The following is a 15,493-nucleotide window of genomic DNA, read 5'->3' as shown; positions in this document are numbered from 1 at the left end:
CGGGCCGGGGGTGGGGGGGGGGGGGGCGCGCGCCCGGGGGGGGGGGGGGCGGGGGGGGGCCCCCCCCCCCGCGGGGGGGCGGGCGCCCCCCCCCGGCTCGGCCCGTCAGCCAAGAACCGACATGACCATCACGTCAGCTCGGTCACCGGCTCCACGCCGCCGACGGTCGAGTCCAGCTCGATCACGCCGTACGTCCAGCCCCGACGGCGGTACACCGCGGACGGACGGGCCGTCTCCTTCGAGATGAAGAGGAAGAAGTCGTGACCCACCATCTCCATCTGGTAGACGGCGTCGTCGACGGTCATCGGCTCGGCGTGGTGCAGCTTGCGCCGGATCACCACCGGGGAGTCGCCCAGCTGCTCCTCGACGGCGTCACCGGGCTCGGCGAGCGCGACGGGCGCGGACGGCTGGGCCGCGGCCTCCGTGGCGGCGACCTCGTCGTAGGGGCGGACGTCCACGGACGGGAGGACGTCGCCGCCCGCGCGGCGGCGGTGGTCCTTGCGGCGGTCGCGCGATCGGCGCAGCCGCTCGGTGAGCTTGTCCAACGCGATGTCGAGGGCTCCGAACCGGTCGTCCGCCGCGGCCTCCGCGCGGATCACGGGCCCCTTGTCGTGCACGGTGAGCTCGACCCGCTCCCGGACCTCGGAGAGCCGCGGGTTGTTCTCGCGCGTCACCTCCACGTCCACCCGGCGAGCGGCCGGTGCGAGCTGGGTGACCTTGCTCAGCTTGTCCTCCACGTGCCGGCGGAACCTGTCCGCCACCTCCGTGTGCCTGCCGACGACGACGATCTCCATCGTGTTGCTCCACTTCGTCGTGAGGCCGCCCACTTCACGAGCGGCCCGGGTCTGTCCGTCTGGGCACCCCGTCCGGGGCACCGTGCTCGGCACCACCTCCCGGGTCGCCGGACGCGAGTCCGGACAGCTCGTGGGTCGCACGGGCGAGCGGCCCGGACCGAGGTCTCGGGGGCGTCTCGCCCGCGTGGGACCCCCAGGCTAACCCCCTCTCGCGTGCCAGGGATACCGGTGGCGCGAGGAGGTTCCTCACCTCTTTCGTGACGGCCCCGGGAGGCGGGGTGGCGGCCAGCACGAGGGCGCCGAGGACGTCCGCGCCGACGTCCTCGAGGGCGCGTTCCGCGGCCGCGAGCGTGGAGCCGGTCGTGACCACGTCGTCGACGAGCAGGACCGCGGGGCGGGCACCGCCGGCGCGGGCCAGCACCCGGTCGCGAGTCACCACGGACCGGGTGAGGTTGCGCGCGCGGGCGCGCGCGCCGAGGCCCACCTGGTCGCGCCCGTGGCCGCGCCGGGTCAGCGCAGGGACGACCGTCGCGCCGAGCCCCGCGTCGTGCAGCCCGGCCGCGGCGGCGCGGGCGAGGACGCGCACGTGGTCGCGGCCGCGCGCCCGGCGGGACGCCGCCGTGGAGGGTGCGCCGACCACGAGCAGCGGTCGCCCGTCGACGGCGCGCGCGACCGGCGCCGCGACCGCACGCGCCGCCGACCGCACGGGCGGGCCGACGAGCCGGTCGAGGTCGGCGCGTCCACGGTCCTTCCACGCGACGACGAGCTCGCGCACCGGACCCGCGTAGGCCGCGAGCGCCCAGACCGGCAGCACGGGGACGCCGTCGAGCCGGTCCAGGCGCCCGGCCGCGGCCTCGACGCGGGCCGGCGGGCCGCCGAGCAGGGCCTCGCAGGCCGGGCACCAGGGCACGTCGAGGGCGCCGCAGCCGGGGCACCACACGGGCACGACGAGGCGGCCGAGCTCGCGGAGCCACCGGACGGGTGGCGCGGTCGTCGTCGAGGGCATGCGGGCAGCGTGCCCCGCCCGCGACGCCGCGCGGTCGCCCGCGCCGGGGCCTGGGGACGACGGCTGCCTGGGGGCAGCCTCGGGCCCCGTCCCCGTGCGGCGGCGTCAGCCCGGGTAGGCGACCAGGTCGACGCCGTCGGACACCATCGACCACAGCGCGGAGCTCTGTCGCGAGTACAGGGTGCCGCCGCTGTCGATGGCGAGCATGGCCCCCGTCCCGACGGATGCCGTCACCGACCTCGGTTCCGGGACGCCGGGCTGCGCCCGGGACAAGCCGCCCTGGCCGGCGAGACCGCCCACACCGGAGAGGAAGACCGCGGCGTCACCGTCGGCCTCCTGGCCGATCAGGGCGAGCACGGCCTCGTCCTGCCATGCCGCCTGCGTCACCTGCCGCACGGAGGCGCCGACCTGCACGGGCGCCGAGAGGCCGGTCGGGACGTTCTCGGCGTCGCGGACCACGCCGGCCACGTGCACCAGGCGACCGCTGGGGCCGGAGCTGACGATCGCGACGCGGGCGCCCTCCGGCGACACGTGCACGGACCGCACGGTCCGCGACGACAGCCAGTCGACGTCCAGGGTCCGCACCGCGCCGGACGGCATCGCCACGAGGAGCTCCGAGCCCTGCGCGCTCCACACGGCGCCGAACCGGTCGACGGACGGCGCCACGAGCTTCGCGCCGGACAGGAGCACGTCGGGCGCGCCGTCGCCGGAGACGCGGACGATGCGCCGCGTGCCGTCGCGTACCACGACCGGCTCGTCACCGGGGCCGGCGGCGAGGGCCGTCGGGTCGAGGCCGGCGAGCGAGACGGGCTCGTCCGGCTCGCGGAGCTCCCGCCCGACGACGCGCACGAGCTCGCCGTCGGAGACCGCGAGCGCCTCCCCCGACGTCCGGGGTGCGGAGATCGACGGGACCTCGTCGGACGTGAGCGGCGCGTTCTGGACGGAGAGCACGACGGTGCGGCCCTCCCCCTCGGCGAGCGACGCCTGCAGCTGCGCGGTCGCGAGCGCCCGCTGGTCGGCGCTGGCCTGCGAGATCGTGGACGTGAGGCTCACGTCGATGGTGCCGTCGTCGGTCACCGTCACCGCGTCGATGGCGAGCGACGTCCCCTCCGGGATGACGGTCGTCGTCGAGTCCTGCAGCCACTCCGGCGGGCCGGCCAGGATCTCGCTGGTCGCGTCGGTGCGCCAGGTCTGGCGGGGGAACCACCGCAGGTCGGGCACCCACCAGGCGAGGTCGGGCGTCGGGAAGTAGAGCGTCGTCGGGTGGAACGCCTGGCCGAAGAACGCGGCGGGGAGCATGAGGCCGTCCTCGAGCTGGGAGATCCGCCACTCCCCGCCCGCGCTGCGCGACAGGCCGAAGGACACCGTGAACTCGTTGGTCCGGGCCTCCTCGGTGTACATCCCGCGGTCGTCGAGCGTCGCGACCACGCGCACGGTCGCGTCGACCGTCGTCTCGGTCGCGTCGGCGGGGACGTCGGTGAGGTCCAGCTCGGGGTCCTCCTCCAGCACGAGCACGCGCGCGTACCGGTCCCAGCCCTCCCACGCCGCGTCCGTGACGTACTCCTGCGCGACGGCGAACGACGAGCTCGACGTGGGGCCCAGCTGCGCCACGCTGAGGAACCCCTGCACCACCTGGTCCGGGCTGGCGCCGGCCGCGGGGCCGGAGGCGATGTAGCCGATCTCGCTGATGTTCTCCAGCTCGGTGTCACCGTCGCGCACCGGCCCGTTCGTGGGGATGCGGGCGCACGCGACGGTGAGGGCGAGCACGGCCAGGACGGAGACGAGGGCGGCAGGCAGCGCCGCGAGCCGACGGCGCGGGCCGCGCACGGGCCCAGGGGTGCGGGGCGTCGTCATCGGGTCTCCTCCTCGTCGTCCGGCCGGACGGACGGGACGGGCGCGTGGGCGATGTCCACGCCGTCGGCGTCCACGACCCCGAGCTCCGGGATGGCGGTCGGCGTGGGGCCGGTCGGCGGGTTCACGACCGGGAGCTGGCCGGTGGGCGGCGCCGTGACGCCGGTCGACGGGCCCTCGAGCGGCAGCGGCGAGCCGTGCAGCCGGATCCCGGCCCGGCGCGGCAGCGTGAGCCGGAAGCTCGCGCCCTCCCCGAGGCGCCCCCACGCCTCGAGGCGGCCCGCGTGCAGGCGGGCGTCCTCGAGGGAGATCGCGAGACCCAGGCCGGTGCCGCCGGTGGTGCGGGCGCGGGCGGGGTCCGCGCGCCAGAAGCGGTGGAAGACGCGGTCGATGTCCTCGGGGGCGAGCCCCACGCCGTGGTCGCGCACGACGACGGCGACCGCGTCGGCGTCGACCCCGACCGTGACCTCGACCGGCTTGCCCTCGGCGTGCTCGACGGCGTTCACCACGAGGTTGCGCACGATGCGCTCGACGCGCCGCGGGTCGACGTCCGCCGTCGCCGGCTCGTCGGGGAGCGTCACCGACAGGAAGACGTGCTTGGTCTCGGCGAGCGGCATCGACGTGTCCGCCACGGCCGCGACGACGTCGCGCAGGTCGCGCTGCTCGACGTCGAGCACGGCCGCGCCGGCGTCGAACCGGCTGATCTCCAGCAGGTCGGTGAGGAGGATCTCGAAGCGGTCGAGCTGCGTGTACAGCAGCTCGGCGGAGCGGCGGGCGGCGGGGTCGAGCTCGTCGCGGGAGGCATGGATGACCTCGCCCGCCATCCGGATCGTGGTCAGCGGCGTGCGGAGCTCGTGCGAGACGTCGGAGACGAAGCGGCGCTGCGCGGCCGACAGCTCCTCCATCCGCGCGATCTGGTCCTCGAGGTTCCCGGCCATCTCGTTGAACGTGCGGGTGAGGGTCGCCATCTCGTCCTGGCCCTTGGCGTCCGGCAGCCGCTCGTCCAGGTGCCCGTCGGCCAGCCGCGACGCGACGGTCGCCGCACGGCGCACCGGCGCGACCGTCTGCCGGGTCACGACCCACGTGAGCGCGCCGAGCAGCGCGAGGATCGCGAGCGCGCCGAGCGCGAGGGTGCGCTGCACGAACGACAGCGTCTCCTGCTCGGCCTGCAGGGAGTAGATCGCGTACAGCTCGTACGTGCCGATGGACGGCACCTCGACCGTCGACCCGACGACGACGCCCGGCTCCGGCGCCTCGGTGTCCGTGTACTCGGCGGGGATCTGCGTGGACTGCAGCACCTGGCCCTCGGTGGTGCGCGTCGCCTCCCGCAGGTCCTCGCCGATGATGCTCTTGAGACCGATCTGCGTGCCCGTCTCGGCGAGCCGGTTCGGCTGGTCGGGGGGCCTGAGCAGCAGGAAGTCCTGCGCGCTCGACGCCCCGGCCGCCAGCGTGCGCACCATCTGCGCCAGCAGGAGCTGCAGGTCGGAGTTCGAGGTCGCGGGCGAGGAGTCGAAGGCGCTGCGCACCTGCTCGGTCATCGAGGCGTTCTCGCGCTCGATGCGGTCGACGCGCTGCTCGTACAGCCCGTCGCGGATCGAGACCGACAGGTAGAGGCCGAGCAGCGCGACCGCGACGACGCCGAGCGCGAGCGCCGACGTCACGACCCTCAGCTGCAGGGACGACCGCCACCGCCGGACGAGGTACCGGGTCCGCGAGACGGTCCAGGCGCGCCACCGCCGCCACGTCCGGCGGACGCGGCGCGCGGCGGGCTCAGCGCGGGGCACCGGCCTTGTAGCCCACGCCCCGCACGGTCAGCACGACCGTCGGGTTCTCGGGGTCGCGCTCCACCTTGGAGCGCAGGCGCTGCACGTGCACGTTGACCAGGCGGGTGTCGGCGCTGTGCCGGTAGCCCCAGACCTTCTCGAGCAGCACCTCGCGGGTGAACACCTGCCAGGGCTTGCGGGCCAGCGCCACGAGCAGGTCGAACTCCAGCGGGGTGAGGCTGATGCGCTCGCCGTCGCGCACCACGTTGTGGCCGGTGACGTCGATCTCGACGTCGCCGATGCGCAGCCGCTCGGGGCCGGGGTCGTCGTTGCGGCGCAGCCGGGTGCGGATGCGGGCGACGAGCTCCTTGGGCTTGAACGGCTTCGTCACGTAGTCGTCGGCGCCGGACTCGAGGCCGAGCACGACGTCGACCGTGTCGGTCTTGGCGGTGAGCATGATGATCGGGACGCCGGACTCGGCGCGGATCTCGCGGGCGACCTCGATGCCGTCCTTGCCGGGCAGCATCAGGTCGAGCAGGACGAGGTCGGGCTGCTCGTCGCGGAAGGCGACGAGGGCACCGTCGCCGTCGGCGCAGAACGTCGGCTCGAACCCCTCGGACTTCAGGACGATACCGATCATCTCGGACAGCGCAGTGTCGTCGTCGACCACCAGGACACGGGACTTCATGCGGCCATTCTGCCAGCCACGGCGCCAGGTCCGGTGGAAGGCCGCGTGAGCGGGCGGGCGCGCCGTACTAGGGTCGGGGCGACCGGCGTCACAGCCGGTCCCTCCAGCACTCCGCCAGCAACGCCACCAGCACAGCCCCGACAGTCCCGTCCGCCGACGTCGCGTCGGCACGACCCGACCGCCCTGCAGCCCGGGAGGCCGCGATGAGCACGCCCGACCAGCCCCAGCCGCCGTCCGGCTGGGGGGACGCCCCCGAGCCGCCCCGCTACGGCCAGCGCGCGCCCGAGGGCGCCCCGCAGCCGCCCGCCCCCGGGCAGTACGGGCAGCAGTACGGGCAGCAGTACGGACAGGGTCAGTACGGGCAGCAGTACGGGCAGAGCCCCTACGGCCCGCAGCCGCCGGCCGCGCCGCCGGCGACGAAGCCCGGCGTCGTGCCGCTGCGCCCGCTGTCGCTCGGCGAGATCTACGACGGCGCGTTCACGGCGATCCGGCACAACCCGAAGGTGATGCTCGGCGCCGCCACCCTCGTGATCCTCGTGGCGACGGTGCTCGGCGTGCTGGTCGCGCAGCTCATCGTGCCGTCGCTCTCGGCGTCGTTCTCCACGCTGGCCGAGTCCGACCCGGAGATCACCGAGCTCGGGTTCGACAACCTCATCGCCCAGACGCTCGCGTCGTCCCTCGGCATGAGCGTGACCCTGCTGCTCGCCCAGCCCGTGGTGGAGGGCATCCTCACCGTCTCGGTGAGCCAGTCGGTCATCGGCCGCAAGCTGAGCCTCGGCGAGGTCTGGGAGCGGCTCCGCGGGCGCGTCGGCCGGCTCATCGGCTGGGCCCTGCTGCGCTCGCTCGCCGGTGCCGTCGGGACGTTCGTCTGGTTCTTCGTCCTGGTCCTGCTCGTGGCCCTCGTGAGCGAGCAGTCCACCGGGGCCGCCGTCGGCCTCGGGCTCCTGCTCGGTGCGGGATACGTCGTGGTCGTCGTGTGGCTGGGCGTGCGCATCGGGCTCGTCGCGCCCGCGCTGGCGCTCGAGGGGCAGGGCCTGGGCAGCACGGTCGCGCGCGCCTGGCGGCTGACGCGCGGGTCCTTCTGGCGCCTGTTCGGCATCTACCTGCTCGCGATGATCATCGTGAGCGCCGCCGCGTACATCATCACGATCCCTCTCGGCCTCATCGCGGGCGTGATCGGCGGGACCGGGGGCAGCACCGAGTCGTTCACCACCGCGACGGTGGTCATGAGCGTGCTGTCGTCGGTCATCTCGGCCGCGATCACGACGATCTTCGTGGCGGCGGTCGTCGCCCTGCTCTACATCGACGTGCGGATGCGCCGCGAGGGCCTGGACGTGCAGCTCGCGGCGGCGGCGCAGGCGTCCGACGGCGGGCGGCCCGGCGGCGAGCCCGGCGCCCGACCCGGCCCCCCGCCCGGCATGCTCGCGTGAGCGGTGTGTCGGCGATGGTGCACGGGGTCGTGACGACCCTGCTCGTCGACGTGCCCGCCACCGTGCCCGTCGACCCCGACCGGGAGACGGCGCACCGCTGGCTCCTGGAGGAGCTGTCGCGACCCGAGTACTCCACGCAGCCGTCGCTGCTGGAGCGCCTGCTCACCTGGCTCGGCGACCTGTTCGACGGCCTGACCCTCGGCGAGGGGCGGTTCCCGCTCGCGTTCGTGGTCGTGGTGGTCGTGGTGCTCGTCGCCGCGCTCGCCTGGTGGGTGGCCGGGCCCGTGCGTCTGGCCCGCCGTCGTCGGCGCTCCGTCGTCGTGCTCGACGGCGACGAGCGCACCGCGGCCGAGCTGCGGGCCTCCGCCGACGACGCGGCCGCCCGCGGCGACTGGTCCGCGGCCGTGCTGGACCGGTTCCGCGCGCTCGTGCGCTCCCTGGACGAGCGCGTCGTGCTGGACGAGCGCCCGGGGCGGACGGCGCAGGAGGCCGCGCACGACGCCGCCACGCGGCTGCCCGTCGTCACCGCCGAGCTGCACGACGCGGCCCGCCTGTTCGACGACGTCTGCTACGGCACGCTGCCCGCCGGTCCGGAGGACGACCGCCGGCTGCGCGACCTCGACGAGCGGGTGCGCGGGCTGCGGCCCGCGCCGCTCGCGGCCGCCGCGGCACCGGACGGGGTGGGGACGCCGTGACGGCACCGACACCGACCACGCCCGGCTCGACCCGGGGCACCGTCGAGGGCCAGACCGTGGGTGCCGGCTCGCCGGACGCCGTGGTCTCGCCGGTCGTGACGGGGGACGGCACCACCGGCCGCGGTCGCACCGCCCACCGCTGGCGCCGGACCCGCTGGACGCTGCTGGTGCTCGGGGTGCTCGCGCTCGTGGTGGCCGTGCTGGCCGTGCAGCGCCCGGCCACGTCCACCACCCCGTACGCGCCCGACAACGCACAGCCGACCGGTGCCCGCGCCGTCGCGCAGGTGCTCGGGCGGCAGGGCGTCGAGGTCCGCCACGTCACCCGCGTCGCGGACGCCGTCGCGGCGGCTGGGCCGGGCACGACGCTGCTCGTGACGCCCGGGAGCATGCTGCTGCCCGAGCAGGTCGACGCCCTGGCCGGCGTCGACGCGGACCTGGTGCTGCTCGGCGCCGACGACGAGCTGGTGCGCGCGGCCACCGACGGCGCCGTCAGCCGTACGCCCGGGGCCGCCGCCCCCGCGTTCGCCGTCGAGCCGGCGTGCGACCTCCCGCTCGCCACGCGCGCCGGCACGATGTGGCTCACACCGGGACTCCAGGCCGAGCCCGGGGCCACCGACGTCACGCTCTGCTGGCCGGTCGACGGGCCGGCGGCGCTGGCGCGCGTCGAGCCGGCCGGAGGCGCCGGCGGGCGGGTCGTGACCGCCGTCGACGACCCGTCCTTCGTCACCAACGGCGCGGTGCTGGACCACGGCGACGCGGCGCTCGCGCTGGGCCTGCTGGGCGCGCAGGAGACGCTGGTGTGGCTCGTGCCCGACCCGCTGGACACGAGCTCGACGGGCGAGGGCGGCGCGCCGTCCGCCGGCGCCGGCGTCCTGCCGCCCTGGGCGGGCGTCGTCGGCCTGTGGGCGCTGCTGGTCGTGCTCGTCGCCGCGGTGTGGCGGGCCCGCCGGCTGGGACCGCTGGCCGCGGAGGAGCTCCCGGTCGTGGTCCGCTCCGCCGAGACCACCCGCGGCCGCGGCCGCCTCTACCGGCGGACCCGGTCCCGCGGGCACGCCGCCGCGGGCCTGCGCGCCGCCACCGCCGAGACCGTCGCGCGCCGCCTGGGCGTGCCCCGGTCCGCCGACGCCACGGCGCTCACCGAGGCCGTCGCCCGCGCCACCGGCCGGCCCGCGCACGACGTGGCCGACCTGCTGTACGGCCCACCACCCCACGACGACGACGCGCTCACCGAGCTCGCGCGTCGGCTCGACACCCTGGAGAGCGAGGTCCACCGATCGTGACGACCCCCGACGAGAACCCGCAGGGCACGCCGCTCGCGGCCCCTGCCGAGCCCACCGCGTCGACCACAGCGTCGACCACCACCCCGGGCGACCCGGCGACGCCGGCACCCCCCGCGCCGCAGGCCGCTCCCCCGGCGCCGGAGGCCGCGGGTGCCCCGTCCCGCGAGCTGCGCGCCGCGCTCGCCGGCGTGCGCAGCGAGGTGGGCAAGGCGGTCGTGGGCCAGGACTCCGCGGTGACGAGCCTGCTCATCGCGCTGCTCTGCTCCGGCCACGTGCTGCTCGAGGGCGTGCCCGGCGTCGCGAAGACCCTGCTGGTGCGGGCGCTCGGCGCGTCGCTCGACCTGTCGACGAAGCGCGTGCAGTTCACGCCCGACCTCATGCCCGGCGACGTCACCGGGTCCCTGGTGTACGACGCGCGCACGGCCGAGTTCTCGTTCCGTGAGGGGCCGGTCTTCACGAACCTGCTGCTCGCGGACGAGATCAACCGCACGCCCCCGAAGACGCAGGCGTCCCTGCTGGAGGCGATGGAGGAGCGTCAGGTGTCCGTCGACGGCACGCCGCGGCCCCTGCCGGACCCGTTCGTCGTCATCGCCACGCAGAACCCGGTGGAGCACGAGGGCACGTACCCGCTGCCCGAGGCGCAGCTCGACCGCTTCCTGCTCAAGGTGGTGCTTCCCGTCCCCGAGCGCGAGCAGGAGATCGAGGTGCTGGCCCGGCACGCCGCCGGCTTCGACCCGCGCGACCTGGGCGCCGCGGGCGTCCGGGCGGTCGCCGGCCGCGAGCAGCTCGCCGCCGCGCGGGCCGAGGTCCGACAGGTCCAGGTGGCACCCGAGGTGCTCGGCTACGCCGTCGACCTGTGCCGCGCCACCCGCCGCTCCCCCTCGCTCTCGCTCGGCGTGTCCCCGCGCGGCGCCACCGCGCTGCTCGCGACGTCGCGCGCCTGGGCCTGGCTGTCGGGGCGCTCGTACGTGACGCCCGACGACGTGAAGGCGCTCGCGCACCCCACGCTGCGGCACCGCGTCCAGCTGCGGCCCGAGGCGGAGCTCGAGGGCGTCACCGCCGAGAGCGTCCTCACGACCGTGCTCGCGACCGTCCCCGTCCCCCGCTGAGCGGGACCCGGACATGGCGCTGACGTGGCGCGCCGTCGTGCTGGCGGCGCTCGGGGTGATCCCGGTGGTCCTGTTCCCCGTGCCGGGGACGGTCGTGGTGTGGGCGCTGGTCGTGGCGGCCGTGTGCGCCGTCGACGTCGCCCTCGCCGCGTCCCCGCGCGCCGTCGCGCTCCAGCGCCGCACCCCCCGCTCCGTGCGGCTCGGCACGACGGCCCGCTCGGAGCTGGTGGTCACCAACACCGCGCGACGGCGGCTGCGCGCCGTCGTCCGCGACGCCTGGCCGCCGTCGCTCGTGCCGGACGCGACCCTGCGCACCGACGGCGCGGCGGCCGGCGAGCCGCTGGTGGCCCGCTCGGCCCGGCACGACGTCGACCTGCCGCCCGGGGAGTCCGCCCGCGTGCGCACCCCGCTGCGGCCGACCCGCCGCGGCGACCGCGCCGCCGGGCCGGTGACGGTCCGCTCGTTCGGGCCGCTGCGCGTCGCGGCCCGCCAGGCGTCGATCCCGGTGCCGGCCCGGCTGCGCGTGCTCCCCGAGTTCGCCAGCCGGCGCCACCTGCCCTCCCGGCTGGCGCGGCTGCGCGAGATGGACGGGCGGGCCGCCGTGCAGGTGCGCGGCGAGGGCACCGAGTTCGACTCGCTGCGCGAGTACGTGGTGGGCGACGACGTGCGCTCGATCGACTGGCGCGCCACCGCCCGCCGCGGCGACGTCGTCGTGCGCACCTGGCGGCCCGAGCGCGACCGGCGCGTGGTGATCGTGCTCGACACCGGCCGCACGTCCGCCGCACGGATCGGCACCGCCGCCGCGGCCGACACCGAGCGGGCGCCCGAGGGCGCGGACGACGACGCGCCGTCGTCGCTCGGCGGCACGCGGCTGGAGGCGGGCATCGAGGCCGCGCTGCTGCTCGGGGCGCTCGCCGACCGCGCGGGCGACCGCGTGCAGGTGCTGGCGTACGACCGGGCGCTGCGGGCCCGGGTCGCGGGCGCGTCCGGCCCGCGGCTGCTGCCCGCGCTGGCGGAGTCGCTGTCGACCGTCGAGCCCGCCCTGCTGGAGACGGACTGGCCCGGCCTCGTCGGGCAGGTGCGCCAGCGGGTCGCGCAGCGCTCGCTCGTGGTGCTGCTGACGTCGCTGGACCCTGCGGCCGTCGAGACGGGCCTGCTGCCCGTGATCGACCGGCTCTCCGGCACCCACCAGGTGGTCGTCGCGGCCGTCGCCGACGCGGACGCCGCCCGGCTGCGCGCCGACCGGTCGTCGGCGGCCGCCGTCTACGACGCCGCAGCCGCCGCTCGTGCCGACCTGGAGCGGGCGGCCGTCTCCACCGTGCTGCGCCAGCACGGCGCCGAGGTCGTCGAGGCGCTGCCGGACGACCTCGCTCCCCGGCTCGCGGACACCTACCTCGCGCTCAAGGCCGCAGGCCGCCTCTGACCCCGAGCGTCGTGGGCGCTCAGCCGACGGTCGGGACGACCTCGCCGGCGCGGTCGGCGTCCAGGTCGCCCGTGAGCCCCGCCGCGGTGGCGCGCCGGCCCAGCACGACGACGTAGACCCAGAACCCGGCGAGCGCGATCGCGCCGATGACGATCTTGAGCCACCAGGGCAGCGCCGAACCCGTGACGTACCCCTCGATCAGACCGGACACCGCGAGCGCCCCGGCGAGCCCGATCGCGACGGTCACGAGCGCGCGCCCCTCCTGCGCCAGCGCGACGGTGCGCGGCCGCGGTCCGGGCGACACCGCCGTCCAGAAGAGCTTGAGGCCGGCGGCGCCGGCGACGAACACCGCGGTGAGCTCGAGCAGCCCGTGCGGCGCGATGAGCTGCAGGAACACGTCCAGCTCGTCGTAGGCCGCCATCATCCCACCGGTGGCGCCCACGCCCACCGCGTTCTGGATCAGCACGTAGGCCGGCCAGACGCCGGTGATCCCGAGGCCCACGCACTGCGCGGCGATCCACGCGTTGTTGGTCCACACCATGGCGGCGAAGGACGCGCCCGGGTCGTAGTACGACGCGAACGCCTCGTTCACGTACGCCTCGCGCTCGGCGGGCGTGCCCATCTGCGCGAGGACCTCCGGGTCCGTGGCGACGCGGTAGCCGGCGACGACGGCGAGCGCGACGCACACCACGACGACGCCGAGCGTCCACCAGCGCACCCGGTACAGCGCCGCGGGCACGGTCACCGCGACGAAGCGGACGACGTCGGCCCAGGCCGGCTCGTGGGTGCCCGTGACGCGCACGCGGGCCCGGCTCAGCAGGTCGGAGAGCCGGGTGACGAGCACCGGGTCGGGCGCGGCCGACCGCACCGTGGACAGGTGCGTCGCGACCGCCTGGTACAGCCGCACCAGCTCGTCGGCCTCGGCGCCGTCGAGGCGCCGCTTGCGGGTGAGCACGCGGAGCCGCTCCCACTGCGGGCTGTGCACGGCGGTGAAGGCGTCGAGGTCCACGGTCGATACCCTTCCACACGGGAGACGTCGGACGAGCGGGAGATGCACATGCAGGACGGGATCGTCATCGGCGAGGGCGTGGTGCTCGACGCACGGCCGGCGTCGTTCGTCAGCCGGGCGCTGGCGGCGCTGCTCGACCTCGCGGCGCTCGCGATCGTCGGGATCACGCTGCTGGTCGTCGTGGCCCTGCAGGACGTCGCGATCGACGAGCAGTGGGCCCGGGTGGCGGGCGTCGTCGCCGCGGCGCTCGTGATGGTCGTGATCCCGACGACGGTGGAGACGCTGAGCCGCGGCCGCTCGCTGGGCAAGCTGATCACGGGCCTCCGCGTCGTGCGCGACGACGGTGGCCCGGTGCGCTTCCGCCACGCCTTCACGCGGGCTCTGGTGGGCATCGGCGAGCTGTGGCTGACGGCCGGCAGCGTCGCGCTGGTCGCGTCGCTGTCCAACGCGCGCGGCAAGCGGCTCGGCGACCTGCTGGCCGGCACGTACGTCATCCGCGTGCGGGGCGGCCGCGCCCGGACGGTCCCGCTGGCCATGCCTCCGGAGCTGGCCGCCTGGGCCCGCACGGCCGACATCCGACGGCTGCCCGACGGGCTGGCCCTGGCCGCCCGGCAGTTCCTCGACCGCGCTCCCCGGCTCGCGCCCGCGTCCCGCGCGGGCCTGGCCGACGACCTGGCCGGCCGCGTCGAGCCGTTCGTCGCCCCCGGTCCGCCGCCCGGCACGCCGCCCGAGGCGTTCCTGCACGCCGTCCTGCACGAGCGCCGCGACCGAGAGCTCGAGCGCGGGCAGGCCGAGCAGGCGCGGGCCGAGGCCCGCGCCGCCACCCTGCACCGCCTGCCGTACGCCGTCCCCGACCCGCCCCGCTGAGTACGTTCACGAACGGCGACGGTCCTCGAAGCGGCCGAAGACGCGCACGAGGGCGAGCAGGACCAGCAGGTAGGCCGCGAACCAGACCGGGCGCGACGCCCACCAGTCCGCGCCCCACGAGGCCGGCAGCTCCTGCCCGAGCCCGAGGAGCGCGACCCCCACCACGGCGAACATCGCGGTGAGGTGCCACAGGTAGACGGTCATCGAGCGGCGGGCCAGGGCACCGACGGCCCGCGCTCCGGCCCCGGTCGTGGCGCGCCGCACGAGCGCCGTCCGGAGCAGCAGCACCAGGCAGACCTGGGCGACGGCGTGCGCGACGACGGGCGCCGTCGGCGGGCCGAGGTTCGAGATCTCGTCGCCCGGCATCCCGACGAGGCTGAGCGGGTACGGGCCCACCGCCACCAGCACGGCCGTCGCAGCGACCGCGGCCACGGTTCCGGCGGCGAGGAGCAGCCGGGCCGTGCGGCCGGCGAGGGGGTCGGCGGCGGCGCCGGTAGTCCGGTCGAGGGCAGGACGGCGTGGGACGCTGCGTTCGGAGGCGTAGGCGATCCCGGCCAGGAACGGCGCGGCCCAGGCGAGGAGCACGTTGGCCCAGGCCAGCGCGCCGGTGAGCTCACCCGGCAGCCCGAACCGCAGCGCGTCGAGCGCCAGCGGCAGCGCCACGGCGACGGCGAGCGCGCCCCACCGCCAGCGCTGCCAGGCCGCGCGCAGCAGCGGCGTGAGCGCCATGAGCACCACCCACACCCCGAGGAACCACAGCAGCTGCGGCGCCATCCGCGCCATCCGCCACACCGCGTCGTCGGGCACCCCGAGCGCGAGCAGCGCGGCCACCGCGAGCGCCCAGGCCCCGACGAACGCCCCGACGGGCCGGGCCGTCGCCCGCAGCCGCGCCAGGACGGTTCCGGCCCAGCCGCGGCCGCCGACGACGGTGGCCCCACGCTGGTACCCGGCGGAGGCGCCGGCCGCGAAGAACAGCAGGGCCAACGGCTGCAGCCAGGTCACGAGCCATCCGGCGCCGTGCCCCAGCGCGTTGCCGACGAGGAGCGTCCGCCCGTCCCACGTGGCCTCCGCCATCAGCCAGTGCAGCAGCACCACCCCGAGGGTGCCGAGCGCCCGGACGACGTCGACGAACGGGTCGCGGGCTCGGCGCGGCCGGGCGACGGGCGCCGCGTGCGGCCGCGCGGCCGGGACGTCGGGCCGACGCCGGACGGACGGCGGCGCGGACGGGACAGGTGGGGCGGGGGCGTCGAGGACGGCCACGATGGCTCCTGAGGCTGGGCGACGAGGACCCCTCCAGCCTCGTGACCTGCGACGTCGCCCGACATGGGCCTGACCCCCGCCCCGCGCGCCACCTCCCCCGCACCGTCCCGGGGGACATCCCCCGCCGACCTGTCAGGACCACGTGCACGAATGCCTGGTCGTGGCCCTGACAGCTCGCGGGCCGGCGGGTTCAAGCGGTCGTCGCAACACCTGATCTGGTGAGGGGGTGTTGGGATGGGTGACGGGACGAAGGTCGTGCGGAGTGTGGAGCGCGCGTTTTGGCGGGGTGTGCGTGATGGGTTGAGCGTGTTCGAGGCC

At 76.4% G+C, this 15,493-nt stretch carries 13 protein-coding genes; 6 read left to right on the top strand and 7 right to left on the bottom strand.

Features of this window, described 5'->3' with window-relative positions:
• Window positions 1–128 precede the first annotated feature (128 nt).
• The 5 genes from hpf to mtrA all read right to left on the bottom strand — a co-directional run bounded on the left by hpf (window position 129) and on the right by mtrA (window position 6,102).
• Window positions 129–794 (bottom strand): ribosome hibernation-promoting factor, HPF/YfiA family, encoded by a 666-nt coding sequence (gene hpf / locus ACH443_RS17625; protein ID WP_429767087.1) that lies wholly within the window; start codon window positions 792–794, stop codon window positions 129–131.
• Between the two features lie 34 nt (window positions 795–828).
• The gene (locus ACH443_RS17620; RefSeq protein ID WP_430591052.1) at window positions 829–1,800 is read right to left on the bottom strand and encodes a ComF family protein; all 972 of its coding nucleotides are present in this window, start codon (window positions 1,798–1,800) and stop codon (window positions 829–831) included.
• A gap of 105 nt (window positions 1,801–1,905) precedes the next feature.
• On the bottom strand, window positions 1,906–3,654 hold the full coding sequence (locus ACH443_RS17615; protein WP_430591051.1) for an LpqB family beta-propeller domain-containing protein: 1,749 nt from the start codon (window positions 3,652–3,654) through the stop codon (window positions 1,906–1,908).
• Window positions 3,651–5,435: an MtrAB system histidine kinase MtrB gene (gene mtrB, locus ACH443_RS17610; RefSeq protein ID WP_429767092.1), complete on the bottom strand. Its 1,785-nt coding sequence runs from the start codon at window positions 5,433–5,435 to the stop codon at window positions 3,651–3,653. Before mtrB ends, ACH443_RS17615 begins: the two co-directional genes overlap by 4 nt.
• Window positions 5,422–6,102 carry an MtrAB system response regulator MtrA gene (gene mtrA / locus ACH443_RS17605; RefSeq protein ID WP_429735004.1) on the bottom strand — a complete coding sequence of 227 codons (681 nt, stop codon included), beginning with the start codon at window positions 6,100–6,102 and terminating at the stop codon, window positions 5,422–5,424. Before mtrA ends, mtrB begins: the two co-directional genes overlap by 14 nt.
• Before the next feature lie 203 nt (window positions 6,103–6,305).
• Here mtrA and ACH443_RS17600 point away from each other — a divergent pair, with 203 nt between their 5' ends.
• From ACH443_RS17600 to ACH443_RS17580, 5 genes are all read left to right on the top strand, one after another.
• Window positions 6,306–7,532, top strand: coding sequence for a glycerophosphoryl diester phosphodiesterase membrane domain-containing protein (locus tag ACH443_RS17600; protein ID WP_430591050.1), 1,227 nt, complete (start codon window positions 6,306–6,308; stop codon window positions 7,530–7,532).
• On the top strand, window positions 7,529–8,227 hold the full coding sequence (locus tag ACH443_RS17595) for a DUF4129 domain-containing protein (RefSeq protein ID WP_430591049.1): 699 nt from the start codon (window positions 7,529–7,531) through the stop codon (window positions 8,225–8,227). The genes ACH443_RS17600 and ACH443_RS17595 overlap by 4 nt, the downstream gene beginning before the upstream one ends.
• Window positions 8,224–9,507 carry a DUF4350 domain-containing protein gene (locus tag ACH443_RS17590; RefSeq protein ID WP_429767097.1) on the top strand — a complete coding sequence of 428 codons (1,284 nt, stop codon included), beginning with the start codon at window positions 8,224–8,226 and terminating at the stop codon, window positions 9,505–9,507. The genes ACH443_RS17595 and ACH443_RS17590 overlap by 4 nt, the downstream gene beginning before the upstream one ends.
• A gap of 167 nt (window positions 9,508–9,674) precedes the next feature.
• Entirely contained in the window at window positions 9,675–10,616 is a 942-nt protein-coding gene (locus tag ACH443_RS17585; protein WP_430546798.1) for an AAA family ATPase, read from the top strand.
• A gap of 13 nt (window positions 10,617–10,629) precedes the next feature.
• The gene (locus ACH443_RS17580) at window positions 10,630–12,039 is read left to right on the top strand and encodes a DUF58 domain-containing protein (RefSeq protein WP_430591048.1); all 1,410 of its coding nucleotides are present in this window, start codon (window positions 10,630–10,632) and stop codon (window positions 12,037–12,039) included.
• Window positions 12,040–12,058: 19 nt separating this feature from the next.
• On the opposite strand, the gene ACH443_RS17575 is transcribed toward ACH443_RS17580, so the two are convergent.
• Complete coding sequence (locus tag ACH443_RS17575; protein ID WP_430591047.1) at window positions 12,059–13,048, bottom strand: stage II sporulation protein M; 990 nt, start codon at window positions 13,046–13,048, stop codon at window positions 12,059–12,061.
• Between the two features lie 48 nt (window positions 13,049–13,096).
• Here ACH443_RS17575 and ACH443_RS17570 point away from each other — a divergent pair, with 48 nt between their 5' ends.
• The gene (locus tag ACH443_RS17570; protein WP_429767133.1) at window positions 13,097–13,915 is read left to right on the top strand and encodes an RDD family protein; all 819 of its coding nucleotides are present in this window, start codon (window positions 13,097–13,099) and stop codon (window positions 13,913–13,915) included.
• 6 nt (window positions 13,916–13,921) lie between these two features.
• On the opposite strand, the gene ACH443_RS17565 is transcribed toward ACH443_RS17570, so the two are convergent.
• A complete protein-coding gene (locus ACH443_RS17565; protein ID WP_430591046.1) occupies window positions 13,922–15,175 on the bottom strand; it encodes an acyltransferase family protein in 1,254 nt (417 codons plus the stop codon).
• Window positions 15,176–15,493 lie beyond the last annotated feature (318 nt).

The sequence above is a fragment of the Isoptericola sp. NPDC019571 genome (assembly GCF_044389385.1).
GTDB classification, from domain to species: domain Bacteria; phylum Actinomycetota; class Actinomycetes; order Actinomycetales; family Cellulomonadaceae; genus Isoptericola; species Isoptericola nanjingensis.
The sequence above is the reverse complement of the archived record's forward strand: the minus strand, read 5'-3'. Positions and strand labels throughout refer to the sequence as shown.

Coding starts and splice junctions, on each gene's coding strand:
- hpf (WP_429767087.1), bottom strand. CDS start 794: ATGGAGATCGTCGTCGTCGGCAGGCACACGGAGGTGGCGGACAGGTTC.
- ACH443_RS17620 (WP_430591052.1), bottom strand. CDS start 1,800: ATGCCCTCGACGACGACCGCGCCACCCGTCCGGTGGCTCCGCGAGCTC.
- ACH443_RS17580 (WP_430591048.1), top strand. CDS start 10,630: ATGGCGCTGACGTGGCGCGCCGTCGTGCTGGCGGCGCTCGGGGTGATC.
- ACH443_RS17570 (WP_429767133.1), top strand. CDS start 13,097: ATGCAGGACGGGATCGTCATCGGCGAGGGCGTGGTGCTCGACGCACGG.
- ACH443_RS17600 (WP_430591050.1), top strand. CDS start 6,306: ATGAGCACGCCCGACCAGCCCCAGCCGCCGTCCGGCTGGGGGGACGCC.
- mtrA (WP_429735004.1), bottom strand. CDS start 6,102: ATGAAGTCCCGTGTCCTGGTGGTCGACGACGACACTGCGCTGTCCGAG.
- ACH443_RS17615 (WP_430591051.1), bottom strand. CDS start 3,654: ATGACGACGCCCCGCACCCCTGGGCCCGTGCGCGGCCCGCGCCGTCGG.